Below are 23,078 nucleotides of genomic sequence, written 5' to 3' on the forward strand. Positions count from 1 at the left end.
CCGCCGCCTTGAGGCGGCCCACTTGAAAAACGAAGGAGCACACCATGAACAACGCCAAACTCGACGTCCTGACCCCGGAAAACTCGCAGCTGATCATCATCGACCACCAGCCGCAGATGGCCTTCGGTGTGCAATCGATCGACCGCCAGACCCTGAAGAACAACGTGGTCGGCCTGGCCAAGGCGGCCAAGGCCTTCGGCATCCCGACCATCATCACCAGCGTCGAGACCGAATCCTTCTCCGGCCACACCTACCCGGAAATCCTGGACGTGTTCCCGGACCACCCGATCCTCGAGCGCACCTCGATGAATTCCTGGGACGACCAGAAGGTGCGCGACGCGCTGGCAGCCAACGGCAAGAAGAAGGTCATCGTGGCCGGCCTGTGGACCGAAGTCTGCAACACCACCTTCGCCCTGTGCGCCATGCTGGAAGGCGACTACGAGATCTACATGGTGGCCGACGCCTCGGGCGGCACCTCGAAGGACGCCCACGACTTCGCGATGCAGCGCATGGTGCAGGCCGGCGTGGTGCCGGTGACCTGGCAGCAGGTGCTGCTCGAGTGGCAGCGCGACTGGGCGCACCGCGAGACCTACGACGCCGTGATGAAGATCGTCACCGAGCACTCGGGCGCCTACGGCATGGGTGTCGACTATGCCTACACCATGGTGCACAAGGCCGCGGCCCGCAACCAGGGCAAGAACGAAGTGCTGGCGCCGGTCGCCGCACCGGTCCGCTAAGCCGCAGCCGATGGCGGTCCGCCTTGGCGGCGGGCCGCCTGCCACCAGCCCACTCCAGGAGTCGCCCCATGCCAACGCCATCCACCGCCTCTGCGCCGCTCATCCTCATCAACGGCAAATTCACCACCCTCGACCGCGAGAACCCGCATGCCAGCGCCGTCGCCATCCAGGACGGCAAGTTCCTGGCCGTCGGCAGCACCGAGCAGGTGATGCGCCATCAACGCGAGGGCAGCCAGGTCATCGACCTGAACGGCCGCACGGCGATCCCCGGCCTGAACGACTCGCACCTGCACCTGATCCGCGGTGGACTGAACTACAACCTGGAACTGCGCTGGGAAGGCGTGCCCTCGCTCGCCGATGCGCTGCGCATGCTCAAGGACCAGGCCGACCGCACCCCGAACCCGCAGTGGGTGCGCGTGGTGGGCGGCTGGAATGAATTCCAGTTCGCGGAAAAGCGCATGCCGACCCTGGAAGAGATCAACGCCGCCGCGCCCGACACCCCGGTCTTCATCCTGCACCTGTACGACCGCGCCTTGCTCAACCGCGCCGCGCTGCGCGCCGTCGGCTACACGAAAGACACGCCGAACCCGCCGGGCGGCGAGATCCAGCGCGACGGCGCCGGCAACCCGACCGGCATGCTGATCGCCCGCCCCAACGCGATGATCCTGTATGCCACCCTGGCGAAAGGCCCTAAGCTGCCCTACGACCTGCAGGTGAACTCGACCCGCCAGTTCATGCGCGAGCTGAATCGCCTCGGCATCACCAGCGCGATCGACGCCGGCGGCGGCTTCCAGAACTATCCCGAGGATTACTCGGTCATCGAGGAACTCGACCGCAACAAGCAGCTGACGATCCGCATCGCCTACAACCTGTTCACCCAGAACAAGGGCAAGGAACTGGAAGACTTCCAGCGCTGGACCGGCATGGTCACGCCAGGGCAGGGCAGCGATTACTACCGCCACAACGGCGCCGGCGAGATGCTGGTGTTCTCGGCGGCCGACTTCGAGGACTTCCTGGAACCGCGTCCGGAGTTGGCCCAGGGGATGGAGGACGAACTGGAGCAGGTGGTGCGCCACCTGGTGGAAGCGCGCTGGCCGTTCCGCCTGCATGCGACCTACGAGGAATCGATCACCCGCATGCTGGACGTGTTCGAGAAGGTCAACCGCGACATCCCCTTCAATGGCCTGCACTGGATGTTCGACCATTGCGAGACTATCAGCGAACGCAGTATTGAACGAGTAAAAGCATTAGGCGGCGGCATCGCGATCCAGCACCGCATGGCCTTCCAGGGCGAGTACTTCGTCGACCGCTACGGTTCGGATGCGGCGAAGGCGACGCCGCCGATCAAGCGGATGCTGGAGACCGGCGTGCCGGTCGGCGCCGGCACCGACGCGACACGCGTGGCCAGCTACAACCCATGGACCGCGCTGTATTGGCTGATCACGGGGCGCACGGTGGGCGGCCTGCCGCTGTATGGCGACAACGGCTACTTGGCGCGCGAGACCGCGCTCGAGCTGTGGACCTCGGGCAGCGCCTGGTTCTCGAACGAACAGGGACGCAAGGGCCGGATCCAGCAAGGCATGCTGGCCGACCTGGTGGTCCTGTCCAATGACTTCTTCACGGTGGAGGAAGAGGACATCAAAGCGATCGAATCGGTGCTGACGGTCGTGGGCGGGAAGCTGGTGTACGGCGCGGCCGAATTCACGCGCCTCGGGCCGCCGCCGATTCCAGTGCTGCCGGAGTGGTCGCCGGTCGCCAGGGTGCCGGGCCACTGGGGCCGTGCGGAGCCGCAAGCGCAGCCGGTGGCGGCGATCGCCCACCAGTGCAGCGGTCCCTGCGGCGTGCACGCCCACTCGCACGACCGCGCGCGCAAATCGAGTGTCCCGGTATCGGATTTCGGCGGCTTCTGGGGCGCCCTCGGCTGCAGCTGCTTCGCGTTTTGAGGACATCGCCATGAAAAGCACACAATTCCAGCGTGTCCAGGGCGTCGGCATGGGCTTCCTGGCCGGCTACGTCGACACCCTCGGCTTCATCGCCCTGTTCGGGCTGTTCACCGCCCACGTCACCGGCAACTTCGTGCTGATCGCGGTGGCGGCCGCCGACCCGGCGCAGACGCCGTCGCTATTGAAACTGCTGGCCTTCCCGGCCTTCATCCTCGGTGTGGCGGCGGCCAGGCTGCTGGTGGCGAATTGCGAACGGCGCCGCGCCTCCGCGGTGAAGCCCTCGTATGCGCTGCAGCTGGTGCTCCTGGTCGGCTTCATGGTGTGCGGCATGCTGGCCGAGCCGGTCGGGCGTAACGTGGGCGCGCTGGCGATGGCGGCCGGCCTGCTGGGCGCCGCGGCGATGGGCGCGCACAGCGCGGCCAGCAAGCTCCTGCTGACCCACCTGGCGCCGACCTCGATGATGACCGGGAACGTGACCCAGCTCGTGATCGACGCCACCGACTGGCTGCGCGGCGCCGCCGATGGCGCGACCAAGGCCCGTTGCGGCAAGTTCTTCTGGCCGGTGGTCGCCTTCGCCCTGGGCTGCGCAGCCGCGGCCTTTGCCTTCCTGGCCTTCGGCTTCGTGGTCCTGATCGTGCCGGTGGCGATCCTGTGCCTGCACCTGCTGCTGGCCGAACCCGAGGCGGCATGATGCGCAGCACGCCGAAGACACGGCTCGAAGCCTTCAGCGACGGCGTCATCGCCATCATCATCACCATCATGGTGCTGGAGCTGCGCCCGCCCCATGGGGTCGAGGTGGCCGACCTGCTGGACGTGCTGCCGGTCTGGCTGCGCTACGCGCTCAGCTTCGTCTACGTCGGCATCTACTGGGTGAATCACCACGCGCTGCTCGACCGGGTGGCAAAGGTGGACGGCGCGGCGCTGTGGGCCAATCTGCACCTGCTGTTCTGGATGTCGCTGATCCCGTTCGTCACTGCCTGGGCCGGCGAGCATCCGATGGCGCCGGTGCCGGGCGCCCTGTATGGCGCGGTGCTGCTGCTATGTTCGATCTCCTTCCTGCTGCTGTCCTGGCGCCTGAAGAGCGAGGGCGCCGGCCAGGCGATGGCCTGGGGCAGCCGCAAGAACCGGCTGTCGATCGTGCTGTATGCGGTGGCCATCGGTGTCTCGCTGGTTTACCCGCCGCTCGGCGTGGCGATCCACGTCGTGCTGGCCTTGCTGTGGCTGATGCCGGAACGGTCCTGAAGGAGCGTGCTCGGCAATATTGACGTTCGTGTGATACTGCGGTTTTCTCAACCAGGAGACCGCGATGGAACTCTTGATGGACCCGAACGTCTGGATCGCATTCGCGATGCTGAGCGCACTCGAAATCGTGCTCGGCGTCGACAACATCATCTTCATTTCCATCCTGGTCGGCCGCTTGCCGCCCGAGATGCGCGACAAGGCGCGCCGCATGGGCCTGGGCTTCGCCATGGTCTCGCGCCTGTTGCTGCTGTTCTCGCTGAGCTGGGTGATGGGCCTGACGGCCGACCTGTTCCACGTGGTCGGCCAAGGCATCAGCGGCCGCGACCTGGTGCTGCTGTTCGGCGGCCTGTTCCTGCTCTACAAGGCCTCGCACGAGATTTTTGTGGAAGTGGAGGCCAAGGACGCGGCGGGACCGCAGGACATCACCGGCGAGCAGGCGGCCAAGGCCACGACCAAAAAGCTCTTCTGGAGCATCATCGGCCAGATCGCCGTGATCGACATCGTGTTTTCGCTCGATTCGGTCATTACCGCAGTCGGCATGGTCGACCAGATCAGCGTGATGGTGGCGGCCGTGATCTTCTCGGTGCTGGTGATGCTGATCGCCGCCAAGCCGATCGGCGACTTCGTCGACCGCCACCCCTCGGTGAAGGTGCTGGCGCTGGCCTTCCTGGTCATGGTCGGCATGGCGCTCACCGCCGAAGCCTTCGAGGCCCACGTCCCGAAAGGCTACATCTACGCGGCGATGGCGTTCTCGCTCGTGGTCGAGTCGCTCAACATCCGCGCCCGCAACAAGCGCAAGGCGCTGCTGCCGCGCGTCTGAGCCGCTAGTCGTCGCCCTTGCGCAGGCTGACGGGAGCAGGGCTTTCCTCGGGCGAGAACACGATGGTCTGGGCCGGAAAGGCCAGCTTGATGCCAACCGCTTCGAGGCGCTCGACCAGCGCCAGCAGCAGCTCTTCGCGCACGATGACGTTGGTGTCGAAGTCGCGCACCTCGATGTAGGAGTGGACTTCGATGTTGAAGGCGCGCTCGGTGATCCGGGCCAGGTTGGCGCGGGCGCCTTCGCCGATCTTGTCGTGGCCCTGCAGCACCTCGCGGATGATGGCGATGCCTTCCTTCAGCTTGCCCGAGGGCGTCCGGTAGTCGAGCGCGATGACCGGGTTGAACAGGAAGCGGTCGCGCGCCGCGAAGTTCTCGATCTGGCGCGCCGACAGGTCGCCGTTCGGGATCGTGACCACGGTGCGCTCGCCGGTGCGGATGCGGGTCGAGCGGATGCCGACGTCTTCCACGGTGCCCAGCACGTCGCCGACCTTGACGAAGTCGCCCACCTGCGCCGGGCGGTCGGCGATCACGGTGACGCTGCCGACCAGGTTTTCCACGGTCTTCTGCGCGCCCAGTGCAAGTGCGATACCGCCGATGCCGAGGGCCGCGATGCCCGTGGTGACGTCGATGCCGAAGGTGTCGAGGATGCCGATCCCGGAGAACAGCAGGAGCAGCACCTTGGCCGTGCGGCGCAGCAGGGTGATCACCGAGACCACCTGGCGGCGCTGGCGCTTCTGCATGCGCGCGATCGCCAGCTCGGCGATGGCGTCGACCAGGCGCAGGCCGAACCAGACCAGGGCCACCACCGACACGATGCCGGTGTAGCGCAGCAGGGTCTGGCGCGCCACGATGGCGACCGGCAGGCGTTCGGCGAGGGTGAAGAACAGGCCGACGGCGAGCAGCAGGCTGGCCGGCGGCAGCGCCGCCTCCAGGAAGCGGAACAGGCCGTTCGATGCCGGGTCGGACACCAGGCGCCGCGCGCCCGCCACCACCAGCAGGGCGATCATCCACAGCCCGCCGAAGATCACCACACCCAGTCCCACCAGCATGGCCCAGTCCTTGAGCGGCGCGCCGGCGACGATCAGGCCGTCGTCTTCCATGTCGGCGGCGCTGCTGCGCCGGGTGGCGATGGCCACCTGCTCGACCGTCGCGGCGGCGACGCGCCAGACCTGGCGGCCGTCGTCATCGGCGCGCGCGAGCAGCACCGGCACCTTCTTGCCCTGCACCGTGATCTGGCCGACGAATTCCTGGTCGACCGGCAGCTCGTCGTCGATGCGGCCGTTGGCCTCGTTCGATAGCAGGGCGTAGGGCTGCAAGGTGCCGCCGTTATCCAGCAGCGACTGGAAGCCGCGCGCCCGCGCCGCGGCGGTGACGCGCTGGCGCGGGCTGCCCACCGGCTGGTCGAAATACTGGGCGGCGCGGTCGTAGTCATGCTCGGCCAGGGCGCCGATCAGGCCCGAGATGGTCGAGCGCGGCGTCTCGCGGCCCAGAGGGTCGGGCGCGACGGCCGGCGCGGGCGGGGCTGCCAGCTTGGGTAGGGCGGAGGCGCCCGCGGGGAGGGCGAGACAGTTCAGGAGCAGGAGCAGACCGATCAGCAAACGACGCATGCGTAACAATTCCTTTGTGAGATTCAGGCCTTGGCCTCGGGTTCCAGCAGCCGGGCGGTGACGACCGCGCGCTCGTGGTCGACGATGGCGTCGACCTGGCGTTCGTCGAGGCCCATCGCTTCCAGCACGAAGGCCGACAGTTGCAGGCTCGCTTCCAGGGTCTCGGGCACCACCACGCTGGCGCCGGCCAGGCGCAGGGCGCGCGCGTGCTTCTCGTCGCGCGAGCGCACGAACAGCGGCACGTGCGGGAACTCGCGGCGGATGCCGCGCACCGCCTGCAGGGCCGACGCCGGATGGTCCATGGTCAGCACGATGGCCGGCGCTTCGCCCGCGTGCACGTGGCGCAGCAGTTCCGGACGCGACGCGTTGCCGAAGTAGACCGGCTTGCCTTCGGCGTGCAGCTTCGAGACCAGCTTGGCGTCGCACTCGAAGGCGACGAAGGGGATGTGCTGCTCGCCCAGCAGCTTGGCCAGCTGCTGGCCCACGCGGCCAAAACCCGCGATGATGATGCGGCCGCGCGCCGACGCGAGTTCCGACTGGTCGCCGCTTGCGACCAGCTCGCGCGTGCGGGTCTCGTGGCGTTCGCCGAGGGCGTGGCCGATTTTCGCCAGTACCGGCGTGATGAAGAGCGACAGGCCGACCACCAGCATCACGCGCGCGCCCAACGCAGGTTCCAGCACTTGCGAGGCCATGGCGGCGCCGATCGCCACGAAGGCGAATTCGCCGCCCTGGCCCAGCAGCAGGCCGCCCTCGAACGCGCGCACCCAGGACTGGCCGCCGATGCGCAGCAGGAGCGTGACCACCAGCGCCTTGAGCAGCACCAGGCCGAACACCAGGGCCCCCAGGAGCAGCGGCGCTTCCAGTACGAGCCGCGTGTCGATGTTCATCCCGACCGTCATGAAGAACAGGCCCATGAGCAGGCCCTTGAAGGGCTCCACCATCAGCTCGACCTCGTGCTTGAATTCGGTCTCGGCCAGCAGCAGGCCCGCGATCAGCGCGCCCAGCGCCATCGACAGGCCGGCCTGCGCGCACAGGGCCGCGATGCCGAAGGTCGACAGCAGGATCAGGGCCATGAACACGTCCGGCTGGCGGTGTTCGGCGAAGGAGCGGAACAGGCGGTGCACGACCTTGCCGCCGACCAGGTAGATCAGGGCGATGGCGCCGATCGCCTTGGCCATGGTGACCAGGGCCAGCATCGCCACGCTGTCGTGCGCGTTGCCCGTGCCGCCGCCCAGCGCGCCGATCAGCAGCAGGATCGGCACCACGGCGAGGTCCTGCGCCATCAGGATCGCGAACGCCGCCTGGCCCAGGGGCGTACCCGTCGCCTGCTGCTGCGCCAGCAGCTGCATCACCACGGCGGTGGAGGACAGCGACAGCACCAGGCCGAGGATCACGGCGGAGCGGGTTTCCATCCCAAGGAGCAGCAGGGCGCCGCCGATCAGCGCCGCGCTGGCGACCACCTGCGCGGTGCCGGCCCCGAACACCCAGCGCCGCATCGCCCACAGGCGCGCCGCCGATAGCTCCAGCCCGATCATGAACATCAGGAACAGCACGCCGACTTCGGCCAGCATCGAAATGCCTTCGCCACGCGGGAAGGTGAGGAAGGCAAGCCAGGGCACCCCGTCCGCCAGCAGCCCCAGGCCGAAGGGGCCGACCAGGGCGCCGACGGCCAGGAAACCGACCACCTGGTTGATGCGCAGGCGCTGGAGCAGGGGGATCAGGATGCCGGAGAGGATCAGGAAAAGGAGGATCTCTCGCAGGAAGGGGAAGGCGTGTTGCTCTTGCACGGTGGGTGAGGGCGGGTTGTTGTTTGCTCCGGATTGTAGCGTGGTGTGAGGCTGGAGGCTGCGGAGCGAACTTGGGTTCCCGCCTAGGCGGGAACCCAATTTGACTTTAGAAACTCAGCAATTCCCCGCCTGAATCGCCTCCGGCGGCGTCTCTTCCTGCTGCCGGTGCCCGCTCGCCACCGGCTGGCGGCTCTCGGCCGTCGCCTGCAGCTCTTCGATCTCCGGATCCTCGGTATTGCGCAGCTCCAGGTAGCGGTCCAGCGCCTGCTCCAGGCGCGGCAGCAGGATGCCGCGTTCGCTGGTCAGCGCTGCGTACGCGGGACGCGCCGCCGGATAGACGATCGAACGGGCTTCGAGGCGGCCGGCGTCGATGCCGGCCTTGTCGGCCGCCTTCCGTGCCAGCTCGGCCCAGGTCAGTTCGCCGCCGTTGGCCAGGTGCCAGACACCGGCTTCGCGGTCGATGGCCAGGTCCAGGCAGGCGTGCACCAGGTCCGGCACGTAGGTTGGAGTGATCACCAGGTCGTTGGAGGCGGTGAACGATTCGCCGCGCTCCAGCGCGTTCAGGGCCAGGGTCACGAAGTTGTACCCGTCCCATGGGCCGAAGAAGGCGCTGGTGCGCACCACCAGGGCGTCCGGGTTCTCGTCCAGCACAGCGACTTCGGCCTGGGCCTTGCTGCGGCCGTAGGCGTTCAGCGGCGAGACCGGGTCCGACTCCACGTAGGGGCGGCTCTGCAGGCCGTCGAACACCAGGTCGCTCGAGAAGGTGGTCAGGTGCACGCCGTGGCGCGCGCAGGCGGCGGCCAGGATGGCGGGGCCGGCGGTGTTCTCGCGGAAGCAGCGCTGGGCGTCGTTCTCGGCATCGTCCACGCGCACGTAGCCGCAGGTGTTGATCACGGCCCAGGGCTGGTATTGCGCCAGCGCGCGTTCGACCGAGGCGTGGTCGGCGATGTCCATGTCCTGGCGTGACAGCAGCCGGAAGTTCAGGTTGCGCTTGCGGCAGACGCGGGCAAAGGCGCGGCCCAGAGTGCCGGTGGCGCCGAGGATCAGGATCGGCGCCGAGTTGGTGCCGACCAGGCGATGGCCGTCGGCCGAGATCGAGGTCAGGGCTGCGGGCGTGGCGACCGGCGGATGGCACAGGAAGCGGCCCGGACGGCGCCACCAGCCCTGGCCGCGCAGCACCGGGTGCGACAGCGCGGAGCCGGAGGACAGTTCCTTCATCATCCGTGCCAGCGCGGTCGGGCGCGGGGTCGGCGAGCGCACGTCGAAGGGGCCCGGTTCGTAGTAACCCTTGTTCTGGGTGACCAGGCTGTTCCAGTCGAAGGAACCGAGCAGCGACCAGACGGTGACGGCGCGCACGTCGACGCCGTTCTGCTGCGACTGCTGGGCCGCTTCCCAGATCTCGAGCAGCCAGCGCAACTGGTCTTCGCGGTTGGCGTCGATGTGGGCTTCGGTGATCGCCAGCGGCAGGCCATAGCGGTCCCAGACTTCCGCCAGGAGTGGAGCGATGCCCGGGGTCGGCGTGGCCAGCACACGCGATGCTTCGATGTCGGCGCAGGGGATGCCGTCGGCGACGCCGCGGTGGTGTTCCGGGAAGCGTTCCGGACGGTGGTCCAGCCAGCGCTCGGACGTCACGTAGTAGTTGACACCGATGATGTCGGGCGGGCAGGTGTTGTCACGGAACCAGAGGAATTCTTCAAGCGGGATGCCGGTTTTGGTGAGGTATTTCCAGAGCTTGTGGTGTTCGTCGACGGTGCCGCACAGCAGGTCCCAGGCCAGCCAGCGGCGCTCGTTGTAGAACTCGGCGACCTTGCCCATCTCGGGCGTGCCGTAGGTCTTGCCGAGGTCGTCGGTCTGCACCAGCTTGGCGTTCGGGTTGACGGCGCGGATGGCGCGCATCGACAGCACCACGGCCTTGCACTGGACCAGCAGCGCTTCGATGAAGGTGCGGTCGTCGCGGCCGTGCGGGTACCAGACGCCGTACAGGCCGGCGAAGCGGGCGGTGGTGCAGGGTTCGTTGACCGGGGTGTAGTACTCGATCCAGGGATAGCGGGCAGCCACGGCGCCGGCGTATTCGGCCAGGCGTTCGGGGAAGGCCGGGTCGACCAGGCTGGTGTCGCGCGGGCCGCTGCCGTGGTGGACCAGGCCCGCGATCGGGGTGACGTTCGCTTCGCGCAGGGCGTTCAGGCGTTCGTCGGCCCAGCTCCAGTCGGCCTTGTCGATGCCGTCGGGGGCGGTGCGTTCCCACAGCACGGGGTAGCGGATGGCCTTGATGCCGGTGGACGCGAAGCGCCCGATGTCGCAGGCGCGGCCGTGGTGGCCGTTGCGGTCGAGCTGGCTGAAATACTCGTCGCGCACCCGGTTGACCGTGCATTCGAGGCCGCCCCAGAGTTCGAGGGGGCGGGCGTGGCTGTTCGTGCTCTTTTTTGGAATCATCAATTTCACCAATATTAGTTTTCTAACAACAAATTCCCTGCAGCTCGGCATCCCAGGAAAAAATGTGTCGAAAGGGGAGCCGGCCCGCAGGCCATGGGACCCGAAGCGGTTGACATCGGCGCGCCAACCTGCAACCATGCGGTCCATGAATTTTCCGAAAGCACATCACTTTGACTTGACCTGGTGGCGCCGCTCCTAGCACGCGGCCACAGGAATGATCTGCATTTCGACTGACGCCGCCTCGATCCAGGTGGCGTTTTCACATCTAGCGCGGCAGGATCGGGGTAACTAAATAACAGGAAACCCGATGAGCTCTGCAACCCCCAACCCTTCCGCACCAATCATCCTGACCGGCGACCGTCCGACCGGCCCGCTGCACCTCGGCCACTTCGTGGGCAGCCTGCGCAACCGCGTGGCCTACCAGGACACGTACCGCCAATTCGTCATGCTGGCCGACGCGCAAGCGCTGACCGACAATATGGATGACATTGGTAAGGTACACCGGAACGTGGTCGAAGTGGCGCTCGATTACCTCGCCGTGGGGATCGACCCGGCCCGCACGACCATCCTGATCCAGTCCCAGATCCCGGAACTGACCGAGCTGACCTTCTATTACCTGAACCTGGTGACCGTCGCGCGCCTCGAGCGCAACCCGACCGTGAAGCAGGAAATCATCCAGCGCGGCTTCGAGCGCGACATCCCGGCCGGCTTTCTGACCTACCCGGCCAGCCAGGCCGCCGACATCACCGCCTTCAAGGCGACCGTGGTGCCGGTGGGCGAGGACCAGATCCCGATGATCGAGCAGTGCAACGAGATCGTGCGCAAGTTCAACCGCAGCTACGGCCGCGACCAGGACGTGCTGGTCGAGTGCAAGGCCATCGTGCCGGAAGTCGGCCGCCTGCCGGGCATCGACGGCCGCGCCAAGATGAGCAAGTCGCTGGGCAACACCATCAACCTGGGCGCCTCCGCCGACGAGATCCGCGCGGCCGTGAAGCAGGTCTACACCGATCCGCTGCACCTGAAGGTATCGGACCCGGGCCACCTGGAGGGCAATGTCGCCTTCATCTACCTGGACGCCTTCGACAACGACAAGGCCGGCCTGGAAGAGATGAAGGCGCACTACACCCGCGGCGGGCTGGGCGACAGCGTGGTCAAGAAGCGCCTCGAGGGCATCCTGCAGGACATGCTGGCGCCGATCCGTGCGCGCCGCGAAGAGTTCGCCAAGGACCGCGGGCAGGTGCTGCAGATCCTGAAGGAAGGCACCATGCGCGCGCGCGAAGTGGCGGCGCAGACGACCGACGAGGTGCGCAAGGCCCTCGGCCTGTCCTACTTCTGATGTGGCGTGGGCGGCAAAGCCGTCCACCCGGTATCGTGTTGCGCTACCTGGCGTAGCATTGCATACCGCTCTTGCGTTTGATACTGGAACGCACCTTCATCCCGTGGCAAGCTTGGCGCTTTATTGTCACGGGAGAAATTCCATGAGCAAAGGCTTGCGCTTTACCGAAAAATGGCTGCAACGCGCGTTGTGGCTGGTCGCTTTCGCCTTCGCGGCCTTCCTGATCGGCCTCGGCAGCGCCGTCGTCGGCAATATGCGCGACGTCGAACGTGAGCTCACCCTGGAAGAGTTCATGGACCCGGCGCAAGTGAATGCGCTACGGGTCGAGCAGGAAAAAGCCAAGGATCAGCACGACACCGCCCAGCTCGCCGTCGAGCAGGCCACGCAAAAGCACGAAGTCGCGCGCGCCAACACCCGCACCGCGCGCGAGACCTTCGACAACTGGCTCGCCACCCGCCGCGCCACCCTGCGGCCCGACCAGGACCCGGAACTCATCAGCCGCACCAAGGCACTCGATGTGCTGGAAGCCCAGGAGCGCGAGGCGCTCGCGGCCGTGCAGGCGCAGCAGCAGATCCTGCTCGACGCCGACCAGGTCCAGCAAAGGGCGCGCGACCGTTGGGAGAAAATGGAAGAGCCCGCACGCGCGGCCTTCATCGATGCGGCGCAGGGGCAGGAACTGCGGATTTTCCTGTACCGCTTGGCGCTGACGTTGCCGCTGCTAGTGCTGGCCGGCTGGATGTTCGCGCGCAAGCGCAAGGGAACCTGGTGGCCCTTCGTATGGGGCTTCATCATCTTCGCCCTGTTCACCTTCTTCTTCGAGCTGGTGCCCTACCTGCCGAGCTACGGCGGCTACGTGCGCTACCTGGTCGGGATCATCATCACCTTCCTGGTCGGGCGCTATGCGATCCTGTCGCTGCAGCGCTACCTGGCGCGCCAGAAGGAGGCCGAGGCGCTGCCGGACGCGCAGCGCCGCCAGACGCTCAGCTACGACACCGCCCTGGCCCGGCTGGGCAAGGGCGTGTGTCCGGGCTGCGAACGGCCGGTCGACCTGAAGGACGCCAGCCTGGATTACTGCCCGCACTGCGGGATCGGGCTGTTCGACAAGTGCGGGTGCTGCTCGTCCCGCAAGAACGCGTTCGCGCGGTTCTGCTTTTCCTGCGGGACGGCGGCCAACACGAGTCTGCCCGATTGAATCAGTCGCGCAGGTCGGCCGGCACCTTGCCGCCGTTGGCGGCCAGTTTGTTCATGACCTGGCGGTGCAGCCAGATGTTCATCGAGGCCGAGTCGCTCGTGTCGCCCGAGTAGTGCAGTTCGGCGGCCAGTTCCTTGCGCGCCTGCAGGCTGCTGTCCAGGCCGAGCAGTTTGAGCAGGTCGACGATCGAGGTGCGCCAGTTCAGTTGCTGGCCGGAGGATTGCTGCATCTGGGTCAGGATCTGCTCGACGTCGACCTGCTGGATCGCGGCCGGGGCCGGCGCGGCTTGAGGGGCCGCTTGAGGAGCGGCCTGCGGTGCGGCCTGCGGTGCAGCCTGCGGCTGGGCCTGCGGCGCCGGTGCGGCGGCGCCCTTGTTGGCCGGGTGCGAGGACGGGAAGATCTTGTGGAAGATATTGCTCAGGATGCCCATGTCTTTTCCTTCATTAGCGTTGGTGGATGAGGGACGCATGCGTTGCGCCACGTGGCCGAGGGCGAGCGCCAGCGCGGCGCCGCCGATCGCCTTGACCAGCGTCGGGTGTTCGGCATAGAAGTCGCTCATGCGGTCGACGATGCCGGGATTCTGTTTCTCGGCCTGCTCGGCCAGCTCGCGCACCTGGTCCGGCGAGACTTGCGAAGCCTGTTCCGGAGTGACCTGGTTGCCGCCGCCGAACATCTTGCCGAAGATGCCGCCCGCAACCGAGGACAGCAGTCCCGGGTTCGCCGATCCCAGCAGCTGGTTCAGCATGCCGGCGCGGCCGTTGGCGTCGCTCTGGCCGAACAGCTGGCTGACGACTTGCGGGAAGGGCGGGGTCTGGTTCGAGCGCAGCGCGTTGGCCACGCCTTCGGCGACGGTGGCGCGCGGCGCGTTCTGGGCGACGCGGTCGAAGTCGTCCGCGGCCTGGGCGGGGTTGCCGCCGCCGAGGTATTGCGACAATAAATTGCCTAAGTCGAATGCCATCTGGTTCTCCTGCTCGTGGGTTGCTCGAAGGTCGAGGGTAGGCGGTTTGACAGCAAATCCTCTGTACGTTATCCCACCGTCGCGCGGCGAACTCGACCATTTTCCGTATGGACATAACGACCCGAGGCGGGTAATCTTTTATCCATGGTCCGTTTGCCGCATCGCCCGACACCTGGAAGGAAATCGCATATGTGGCCCTATCCCCGGATCCTGGCGCACCGCGGCGGCGGCACCCTGGCCCCCGAGAACACCTTCGCCGGCATCCGGCGCGGCATGGACTTCGGCTTTCGCGCGATCGAATTCGACGTCATGCTGGCGCGCGACGGCGTGCCGGTGGTGATGCACGACCCCTACCTGGGCCGCACCGTGAGCGGGGCCGGCCACGTGTTCGACTACGACGGACTGGAGCTGGCGCGGATGGACGCCGGCAGCTGGTTCGGCGCCGACTACCGGGGCGAACAAGTGCCGCTGTTCGTCGAGTTCGCGCAGTTCTGCAAGGCCAACGGCATCTGGATGAACATCGAGATCAAGCCGGCGCGCGGCTTCGACGTCGAGACCGGCGAGACCGTCGCCCGCATCACGCGCGCCCTGTTCGCGGACGAGCTGGCGCACGGCGAACCGGCCCGTGTGCCGCTGCTGTCCTCGTTCAGCCTGGCCGCGCTCGAAGCGGCCCAGCGCACCGCGCCGGACCTGCCGCGCGCCTGCCTGATGAGCGAGCTGCCGCCCGGCTGGGATCCGATCGCGCGCTCGGTCGGCGCACGCGCGATCCACACCAACCACCGCCACCTGACGCCGGCCCTGGCGCGGGCCGTGCGCGACGCCGGCTTCGGCCTGTTCTGCTACACGGTGAACGAGCCGGCGCGCGCGGCCGAGCTGCTGGACTGGGGCGTGGAAGCCTTCTGCACCGACCGCATCGACCTGATCGGCCCGGATTTCGGGCGCGCACCCGGCTAGCGCCATCTCGATAAACTATTTATCAAATTTGTCATCGTCCGCCTCAAGCAGCGCGGGCAGTTGTCGTTAATGACAGGCGACCACCCCAGGTGCATGCCAAAATGTCATTATCAATCACGACCAACGTCCTCTCGATGGGCGCGCAGCGCGCGCTCAAATCGCACGACCGGACCCAGGAAAAGCTGATCGAACAGCTGTCCTCGGGTTCGCGCATCACCGCGGCCAGGGACGATCCGGCCGGCCAGGCGATCGCCGCGCGCATCTCGTCCGGCCAGCGCGGCATGAGCCAGACGCTGCGCAGCATCAACGACGGCACCTCGATGCTGCAGGTGGCCGAAGGCGCGATGGCGAACGTGGTCGAGCGCCTGCAGCGCCTGCGCGAACTGGCGGTCGCTTCCGGCAACGCCACCTATGTCGACGGCGACCGCGCCGCCCTGCGGACCGAAGCGCTCGAGATCCTCGCCCACATCAACCAAGTGGGCGAGCAGACCAAGTTCAATGGCGAGACCCTGTTTTCGCAGGATGGCGGCAGCATCGGCGGCGACGAGAAGAAGCGGCGCGTGCTGGACGGCCTCAAGACCGGCTGGCTCAGTTCGGCCGAGCAGATGGTCAAGCAGTACTACGGGATCGAGGGCGACGGGGTCAAGATCACCGTGAACCTCGACACCACCGACGGCGGCGCCGGCGTGCTGGCTTCGGTGTCGGGGAATGTCGTCGGCGGCAAGTACACGAACCTGCACCTGAACCTCGACATGGCCGACTTCGGCGGCGGCGACACCCGCGACGGCGGCGGCTCGCCCTACTACAACGACCGCGTCGTCGCCCACGAGATGGCGCATGCGGTGATGTCGCGCACCATGAACTTCACCGCGCTGCCGCAGTGGTTCGTCGAAGGCACGGCGGAACTGATCCAGGGCGCCGACGAGCGCGTGCGCAGCTCGATCGCGAGCGGCAATTCGGTTGCGGCCATCGTCGGCGGCGTGGCCGGCGGCGGCTTCGTCTACGAGGGCGGCTACCTGGCCAGCCGCTACCTGCACGACAAGCTCAAGGGCCTGGGCGTGGAAGGCGGCATCAAGGGCGTGATGCAGCATCTGAGCGAGAACGCGGGATCGACCCTGGACCAGGCGCTGAACGCCGTCAGCAAGGGAGAGATCGCGTCCACCGCGGCTTTTCTCTCGGACTTCGGCGCCAACGGGGTGAACTTCGTGAACACCAGGGTCGACCTGACCAACGCCGACACCGGCGCGATCGGCGGGCTGGACGCCGACGGCGCGGCGCCGCGCGATGCGCGCCAGGTGGTGGCGGACGCCGGCGACAACAATGCCAAGGACGGGCTGGCCAAGTTCGACGTGGACTACCCGGAGCTCGGCGGCGGCACCGGCATACGTCGGGTGCAGATCCAGGCCGGAGAGGGCGCCGGCGAGTTCATCGAGCTGCAGTTCTCGGCCATGAACGCACGCGCGCTCGGCCTGGCCAACCTCGACATGAAGAACGGCGCCATCTCGCTGCTGCACGTGGACGAGGCGCTCGACTTCGTCAACAAGCAGCGCGTGGTGGTGGGCGCCTCCAGCAACCGGCTCGACGTCGCGGCGACTGCGCTGCAGACGGAGTCGCTCAACATGACGGCGGCCAAGGAGCGGATCGAAGGCGTCGACTACGCGTCTTCGGCGGCGGGGCTGACGCGGGCGCAGATCCTGCAGCAGGCGGCGTCGGCGATGCTGGCGCAGGCGAATCAGCAGCCGAGGGCGGTGTTGTCGCTGTTGCGCTAACTCTGCGCTGCGAAAGTCAACTTGGGCTCCGGCCTGCGCCGGAGGTCGCAGGCCCCAGTGGGGCGTGCGACGGTGTCAAGGTCGCGGATTTACGACGCCATCGCTGGTCCGCTACCCTTGCACGTCGTTCCCGCGAAGGCGGGAACCCAAGTTGGTTGCGCACCCACCAGCGCCACCGTTCCCCACGTCCCGTAAATATCGGCCCGCCCGATAACCCCACGCCCAGCTACGCTATAATCGTTTTTTTATAGCGCAAGCTCCCCCATTTCCGCCCCCACGACATGAAATCCTCCGAAATCCGCGAAAAGTTCCTCAAGTTCTTCGAGTCCAAAGGCCACACCATCGTCCGTTCCAGCCCGCTGGTGCCGGGCAACGACCCGACCATGCTGCTGACGAACAGCGGGATGGTGCAGTTCAAGGATGTGTTCCTGGGCCTGGATACGCGCCCGTACTCGCGCGCCACCACCGTGCAGCGCTGCGTGCGCGCCGGCGGCAAGCACAACGACCTGGAAAACGTCGGCTACACCGCGCGCCACCACACCTTCTTCGAGATGCTGGGTAACTTCAGCTTCGGCGACTATTTCAAGCGCGACGCGATCAACTACTGCTGGGAGCTGCTGACCAAGGTCTACATGCTGCCCGCCGAGAAGCTGACCGTCACCGTCTACTTCGAGGACGACGAAGCCTACGACATCTGGGCCAATGAAATCGGCGTGCCGAAGGAGCGCATCATCCGCATCGGCGACAACAAGGGCGCGCGCTACGCATCGGACAACTTCTGGCAGATGGCCGACACCGGCCCCTGCGGCCCGTGCACCGAGGTGTTCTACGACCACGGCGCTGACATCTGGGGCGGTCCTCCGGGTTCGCCGGAAGAAGACGGCGACCGCTTCATCGAGATCTGGAACCTGGTGTTCATGCAGTTCAACCGCGACGAATCGGGCGTCCTGACCCCGCTGCCGAAGCCGTCGATCGACACCGGCATGGGCATGGAGCGCCTGGCCGCGGTGCTGCAGCACGTGCACAGCAACTACGAGATCGACCTGTTCCAGGCCCTCATCAAGGCCGCCGCGCGCGAAACCGGCGCCACGGACCTGAACAACAACTCGCTGAAGGTCATCGCCGACCACATCCGCGCGGCGTCGTTCCTGATCGTCGACGGCATCATCCCGAGCAGCGAAGGCCACGGCTACGTCCTGCGCCGCATCATCCGCCGCGCCCTGCGCCACGGCCACAAGCTGGGGCAAACCCGCCCGTTCTTCCACAAGCTGGTGGCCGACCTCGACCTCGAGATGGGCGAAGCCTATCCGGAATTGCGCGACGCCAAGGACCGCGTCGCCCAGACCCTCAAGACCGAGGAAGAGCGCTTCGGCGAGACGCTGGAAAACGGCATGAAGATCCTGGAAGCGCAGCTGGCCAAGGACGCGAAAAACCTGGACGGCGCCACCGCCTTCACCCTGTACGACACCTACGGCTTCCCGCTCGACCTCACCGCCGACATCTGCCGCGAACGCGGCGTGACGCTCGATGAGGAAGGCTTCACCGCCGCGATGGAGCAGCAGAAGAAGACCGCGCGCGCCGCCGGCAAGTTCAAGATGGCCGCCAAGGTCGAGTATGCGGGCGAGAAGACCAAGTTCGTCGGCTACGACTCGCTGGCCCATAACACCCACGTGCTGGCGCTGTACGCGGAAGGCGTCTCGGTGCAGGAACTGAAGGCCGGCCAGGAAGGCATCGTGGTGCTCGACACCACTCCGTTCTACGCCGAGTCGGGCGGCCAGGTCGGCGACCAGGGCACCATCGCCGCCGGCGGCGTCGTGTTCGAAGTCGAGGACACGCTGAAGATCCAGGCCGAAGTGTTCGGCCACCACGGCGTGCTGCGCGAAGGTTCGCTGAAGGTCGGCGACACGGTCGACGCACAAGTCGACACCGTCAAGCGCGCGCGCACCATCCGCAACCACTCGGCGACCCACCTGATGCACAAGGCCCTGCGCGAAGTGCTGGGCAGCCACGTGCAGCAGAAAGGCTCGCTGGTCGATCCGGACAAGACCCGCTTCGACTTCAGCCATGGCGCGCCGCTCACCGCCGAGGAAATCGCGAAAGTGGAAGCCATCGTCAACCGCGAGATCCTCGAGAACCACGCGACCCAGGCCCAGCACATGTCGTTCGACGACGCCGTGAAGCACGGCGCGATGGCGCTGTTCGGCGAGAAGTACGGCGACAGCGTGCGCGTGCTGGACATCGGCTCCTCGAAAGAATTGTGCGGCGGCGTGCACGTGACCCGCACCGGCGACATCGGCCTGTTCAAGATCGTGTCGGAAGGCGGCGTCGCCGCCGGCATCCGCCGCGTCGAAGCCGTGACCGGCGAGGGCGCGCTGGCGCTGGTTCAGTCGATCAACCGCAAGCTGCAGGAAGCCGCCGGCGCGCTGAAGACCAGCCCGGACGAACTGCCGTCGCGCATCGCCCAGGTGCAGGACCAGGTGAAGTCGCTGGAGAAGGAAGTGGCCGCGCTGAAGTCGAAACTGGCCGCCGGCCAGGGCGACGAGCTGGTGACCAAGGCCGTGGACGTCAACGGCATCAAGGTGCTGGCCGCGACCATGGAAGGCGCCGACGTCACCGCGCTGCGCGAGACCATGGACAAGCTGAAGGACAAGCTGAAGACCGCCGCCATCGTGCTGGCCAGCGTCTCCGAAGGCAAGGTCAGCCTGATCGCCGGCGTGACCAAGGACGCCACCGGCAAGGTCAAGGCCGGCGAACTGGTGAACTTCGTCGCCCAGCAAGTGGGCGGCAAGGGCGGCGGCCGTCCGGACATGGCGCAGGCCGGCGGCACCGATCCGTCGGGCCTGCCGCAGGCGCTGGCCGGCGTGGCAACCTGGGTGGGCGAGCGCGCTTAAGCTCTACACGCTCCCCGCAACGAACGCCGCCTCCGGGCGGCGTTTGCATTTGAACGTCAAATTTGCGCGCGGCGTCGGCGGGCGAGGGCTGCGACACCGATCACCAGCAGGGCCAGCGAGCCCGGCTCCGGCACCGCGGCTGCATCGACCGCATCGATCCGGAAACCCGCCACCACGAAGTTCTGCAGCTCCGGCCCCATGGTCCCATCCAGCCCGGTGAAGGCGCCCTGGCTCCACGGTTCGTTCAGGTTGTTGTAGTAGAAGTTGCTGTTGGCGTCCCCGGTGAACGCGAACTCCAGCAGGTAATCCTTGCCGGCTTCCAGCACCAGGCCGCCGAGGTCGAAGTCAATCCACTCGCGGCCGTTCGTGGTGACGTTGGCGCCGCCGCTGGCCAGGGTCGCGGTCTTGCTCAGGGTGATGCTGGTCTTCGAGATTTCGTACAGGCCGAAGGACAGGTCGATGCCGGTGAGGTCGTGCAGCAGGCCGATGCTGTTGATCGCCTGGGCCGAGCTGACGTTGAAGGTGAGGCCGCGGCCCATCCACCAGCTGTCGTTGGAAACGGCGTATTCGGTGCCGGCCGTGTCGAAGCCGACCGGGTCGTTGGCGGGGACGAATGCGATCGGGGCGGCGCTGGCGGCGCCGGTGAGGAAGAGGGCGCTGCACAGCAGGGTCGTACGGAGCAGGTTTGCAAACATGGTTGTCTCCTTGTTGTGGGAGATGACGTTATTGCAAAACTTGTGCCAAGCAGGCGATTTGTTGTGCAAACAAGGACTTACATACATTCGATTGGTAACGTTTCCAATCGCTGTAATATTTTCCGACACCGCCATGCAGATTGCATGGTCGCGCACGATTGACCATGCACGGTGCGTATTCATTGCAGCCGTACAGAGCTGTTCCTAGAATCGTCGGTTCATCAAGACAAACAGGAACAGGTATGCGCATTCATCGTCTTCTCGGGTTCATGGTCTTCTTCGGCGCGGCGTCGCTCGCGCATGGCCAGATGCCCAAGGCCGATACCGTCAAGGACGCCAAGGATCATCCGCTGCTGTCGCGCTTCGAAGGCTCGAAGCTGGTCGGCTATGACGTCAAGGAATTCGACGAAGCCGCGCTGCCGGCCGGTAAGCGCTTGCGCAACAAGGACGGTAAATGGGGCTTCGAAAAGACCTTCCAGCTCGAAGGCAAGGTGACGCGTATCGCCTATAACTACCCGAAGGAGCGCTCCTCGCTCGAAGTCATGCGCAACTACCAGGCGGCGCTGGAAAAAGCCGGCCTCAAGATCGCTTTCGCCTGCGCCAAGGAGACCTGCGGCCAGGACCTGGGTGACCACTGGATCGACAAGATCGATGGCCACTTCATCAAGGGAGGCGGGGATTATTGGTCCCCCTTCAACTACGGCAGGCGCGATATGCGCTACCTGGCGGCATCGGGCACGCGGCCGAACGGCTCGGCCGTGCATGCGGTCGTGTACGTCGTCTCGCCGGTCAAGGATTACAACGGCGGGGTCTACCTCGAGATCGTCGAAGGCAAGGCCATGGAGACCGGCAAGGTTGCCGCGACGCTGAACGCGGCCGACATGGCCAAGAGCATTACCAGCGAGGGCAAGGTCGCGATCTACGGCGTCCACTTCGACACCGGCAAGGCCGACGTGAAGCCGGACTCGAAACCGGCGCTGGATGAGATGGCCAAGATGCTCCAGCAGAACCAGAAGCTGAAAGTCTTCGTGGTCGGCCACACCGACAACCAGGGCGAGCTGGCGGGCAACCTGAGCCTGTCGCAGAAGCGCGCCGAAGCCGTGGTCAAGTCGCTAGCCGACGGCTACAAGGTCGATGCGCGCCGCCTGAGCCCGAAAGGCGTGGCCTCGTATGCGCCGCTGGCGTCGAACAACGACGACGCCGGCCGCCAGAAGAACCGCCGCGTCGAGCTGGTCGCCCAATAAGATCCCCCTGCGTCCGCGCTCGCTTGCAATCGGCAGGCGCGGGCCGCATCTACGGCGCGACGCACTGCGATAGTGCTGCGCGAGCGCCGCCCGAATCGCCTTTGCCGCCCTGTGGTGCGCAACCATGATTGAATTCACAATTGGTTGCAGTTTTGCAACAATGTGTGACTATTTTGGTGCGCTGCGTCATACTGCCGGAAAAGGAGTAGTATTCGACTTCCTAGCACCACCACCTATTGCAGGCATGCGATGAGCGACACCACAATCGACATTGACACCATGGAATTCCAGAAAGACCTGGATGCGCGCGGACTGAATTGTCCGCTGCCGATCCTGAAAGCCAAGAAGGCACTCGCCGAGATGGAGAGCGGGCAGGTTTTGCGCATCGTGGCCACCGACACCGGATCCGTGCGCGACTTCCAGGCTTTCGCCAAGCAGACCGGCAATGCCCTGCTGGCCCACACCGTGGAAAACGGTGAATTCACCTTCCTGATGCGCCGCAAATAAGCTTTTCCGCGGCGCACACACACTACGGGGCAGGCTGGCGCCCGCCCCGTCATCGATTCCCGACACCTTGTTTTCATGTACTTTAGTCGGAATCCTCTAGGTAAAAATCGCACGATCGTGCTTTAATTTCGACCTGAAGCCGAAATTCTCTTATAATCTAGGCCATTTTCGTCCATTCCATTTTCTAAAGGCACCCTATGAAAGTCCTGGTACCCGTCAAACGCGTGGTCGACTACAACGTCAAGGTCCGCGTCAAGTCCGACGGCAGCGGCGTCGATATCGCCAACGTCAAGATGTCGATGAACCCGTTCGACGAGATCGCGCTGGAAGAAGCCACGCGCCTGAAGGAAGCCGGCAAGGTCACCGAAGTGGTGGCCGTGTCCGTGGGTGTCTCCCAGTGCCAGGAAACCCTGCGCACCGGCATGGCGATCGGCGCCGACCGCGGCATCCTGGTCGAGACCAGTGGCGAGACCGAGCCGCTGGCCGTGGCCAAGATCATGAAGGCGCTGGCCGACAAGGAACAGCCACAGCTGATCATCCTGGGCAAGCAGGCGATCGACGACGATTCGAACCAGACCGGCCAGATGCTGGCTGCCTTGCTGGGCTGGCCGCAAGCCACCTTCGCGTCGAAAGTGGTGCTGGAAGACGGCAAAGTCACCGTGACCCGTGAAGTCGACGGCGGCCTGGAAACCGTTGCCTTGACTCTTCCTGCGATCGTCACCACCGACCTGCGCCTGAACGAGCCGCGCTACGTGACGCTGCCGAACATCATGAAGGCCAAGAAGAAGCCGCTGGAAACCGTCAAGCCGGAAGACCTGGGCGTCGACGTGAGCCCGCGCCTGAAGACCCTGAAGGTCACCGAGCCGGCCAAGCGCTCGGCCGGCGTCAAGGTGCCTGACGTGGCGACCCTGGTGCAGAAACTGCGCACCGAAGCCAAGGTTATCTAATCAAATTTAGGAAAAGA

18 protein-coding genes are annotated in these 23,078 nt (G+C 66.2%); 13 read left to right on the plus strand and 5 right to left on the minus strand.

The genetic code is table 11. The features are described from left to right. Positions 1-44: 44 nt before the first annotated feature. From LQ564_RS15115 to LQ564_RS15135, 5 genes are all read left to right on the plus strand, one after another. Positions 45-737, plus strand: a complete 693-nt coding sequence (locus LQ564_RS15115) for a hydrolase (protein ID WP_231058924.1) — start codon at positions 45-47, stop codon at positions 735-737. A gap of 68 nt (positions 738-805) precedes the next feature. After that, positions 806-2,680 carry an amidohydrolase gene (locus LQ564_RS15120; protein ID WP_231058925.1) on the plus strand — a complete coding sequence of 625 codons (1,875 nt, stop codon included), beginning with the start codon at positions 806-808 and terminating at the stop codon, positions 2,678-2,680. Between the two features lie 10 nt (positions 2,681-2,690). After that, positions 2,691-3,371 (plus strand): YoaK family protein, encoded by a 681-nt coding sequence (locus LQ564_RS15125; protein WP_231058926.1) that lies wholly within the window; start codon positions 2,691-2,693, stop codon positions 3,369-3,371. Continuing rightward, positions 3,368-3,922, plus strand: coding sequence for a TMEM175 family protein (locus LQ564_RS15130; protein WP_231058927.1), 555 nt, complete (start codon positions 3,368-3,370; stop codon positions 3,920-3,922). The genes LQ564_RS15125 and LQ564_RS15130 overlap by 4 nt, the downstream gene beginning before the upstream one ends. 64 nt (positions 3,923-3,986) lie before the next feature. Then, the gene (locus LQ564_RS15135; RefSeq protein WP_231058928.1) at positions 3,987-4,742 is read left to right on the plus strand and encodes a TerC family protein; all 756 of its coding nucleotides are present in this window, start codon (positions 3,987-3,989) and stop codon (positions 4,740-4,742) included. Between the two features lie 4 nt (positions 4,743-4,746). Here the strand turns inward: LQ564_RS15135 and LQ564_RS15140 are convergent, their stop codons facing one another. The 3 genes from LQ564_RS15140 to LQ564_RS15150 all read right to left on the minus strand — a co-directional run bounded on the left by LQ564_RS15140 (position 4,747) and on the right by LQ564_RS15150 (position 10,568). Next, positions 4,747-6,348, minus strand: a complete 1,602-nt coding sequence (locus LQ564_RS15140; protein ID WP_231058929.1) for a mechanosensitive ion channel family protein — start codon at positions 6,346-6,348, stop codon at positions 4,747-4,749. Between the two features lie 23 nt (positions 6,349-6,371). Beyond that, entirely contained in the window at positions 6,372-8,135 is a 1,764-nt protein-coding gene (locus LQ564_RS15145) for a cation:proton antiporter domain-containing protein (protein ID WP_231058930.1), read from the minus strand. Positions 8,136-8,249: 114 nt separating this feature from the next. Beyond that, a complete protein-coding gene (locus LQ564_RS15150) occupies positions 8,250-10,568 on the minus strand; it encodes a family 1 glycosylhydrolase (protein WP_231058931.1) in 2,319 nt (772 codons plus the stop codon). A 307-nt stretch (positions 10,569-10,875) separates the two neighbouring features. Between LQ564_RS15150 and trpS the strand changes: the two genes are divergently transcribed. Continuing rightward, on the plus strand, positions 10,876-11,904 hold the full coding sequence (gene trpS / locus LQ564_RS15155; protein WP_231058932.1) for a tryptophan--tRNA ligase: 1,029 nt from the start codon (positions 10,876-10,878) through the stop codon (positions 11,902-11,904). Positions 11,905-12,046: 142 nt separating this feature from the next. Beyond that, positions 12,047-13,096 carry a zinc ribbon domain-containing protein gene (locus LQ564_RS15160; protein WP_231058933.1) on the plus strand — a complete coding sequence of 350 codons (1,050 nt, stop codon included), beginning with the start codon at positions 12,047-12,049 and terminating at the stop codon, positions 13,094-13,096. Between the two features lies 1 nt (position 13,097). Here the strand turns inward: LQ564_RS15160 and LQ564_RS15165 are convergent, their stop codons facing one another. Then, positions 13,098-13,526, minus strand: coding sequence for a DUF3597 domain-containing protein (locus tag LQ564_RS15165; RefSeq protein ID WP_231058999.1), 429 nt, complete (start codon positions 13,524-13,526; stop codon positions 13,098-13,100). 717 nt (positions 13,527-14,243) lie between these two features. On the opposite strand from LQ564_RS15165, the gene ugpQ reads away from it, so the two are divergent. From ugpQ to alaS, 3 genes are all read left to right on the plus strand, one after another. Next, positions 14,244-15,008: a glycerophosphodiester phosphodiesterase gene (ugpQ, locus tag LQ564_RS15170; protein ID WP_231058934.1), complete on the plus strand. Its 765-nt coding sequence runs from the start codon at positions 14,244-14,246 to the stop codon at positions 15,006-15,008. 101 nt (positions 15,009-15,109) lie between these two features. Further along, positions 15,110-16,777, plus strand: coding sequence for a flagellinolysin (locus LQ564_RS15175; protein ID WP_231058935.1), 1,668 nt, complete (start codon positions 15,110-15,112; stop codon positions 16,775-16,777). 281 nt (positions 16,778-17,058) lie between these two features. Further along, on the plus strand, positions 17,059-19,668 hold the full coding sequence (gene alaS / locus LQ564_RS15180) for an alanine--tRNA ligase (protein WP_231058936.1): 2,610 nt from the start codon (positions 17,059-17,061) through the stop codon (positions 19,666-19,668). A 56-nt stretch (positions 19,669-19,724) separates the two neighbouring features. Here the strand turns inward: alaS and LQ564_RS15185 are convergent, their stop codons facing one another. Further along, on the minus strand, positions 19,725-20,363 hold the full coding sequence (locus LQ564_RS15185; protein WP_231058937.1) for a PEP-CTERM sorting domain-containing protein: 639 nt from the start codon (positions 20,361-20,363) through the stop codon (positions 19,725-19,727). Between the two features lie 242 nt (positions 20,364-20,605). Between LQ564_RS15185 and LQ564_RS15190 the strand changes: the two genes are divergently transcribed. From LQ564_RS15190 to LQ564_RS15200, 3 genes are all read left to right on the plus strand, one after another. Further along, positions 20,606-21,607: an OmpA family protein gene (locus LQ564_RS15190; protein ID WP_231058938.1), complete on the plus strand. Its 1,002-nt coding sequence runs from the start codon at positions 20,606-20,608 to the stop codon at positions 21,605-21,607. A gap of 279 nt (positions 21,608-21,886) precedes the next feature. Next, a complete protein-coding gene (locus tag LQ564_RS15195; protein ID WP_231059000.1) occupies positions 21,887-22,114 on the plus strand; it encodes a sulfurtransferase TusA family protein in 228 nt (75 codons plus the stop codon). A gap of 197 nt (positions 22,115-22,311) precedes the next feature. Next, the gene (locus LQ564_RS15200; RefSeq protein WP_231058939.1) at positions 22,312-23,061 is read left to right on the plus strand and encodes an electron transfer flavoprotein subunit beta/FixA family protein; all 750 of its coding nucleotides are present in this window, start codon (positions 22,312-22,314) and stop codon (positions 23,059-23,061) included. Positions 23,062-23,078: the final 17 nt, after the last annotated feature.

This window comes from Massilia phyllostachyos (assembly GCF_021044825.1).
In the GTDB taxonomy this organism is placed as follows: domain Bacteria; phylum Pseudomonadota; class Gammaproteobacteria; order Burkholderiales; family Burkholderiaceae_D; genus Telluria; species Telluria phyllostachyos.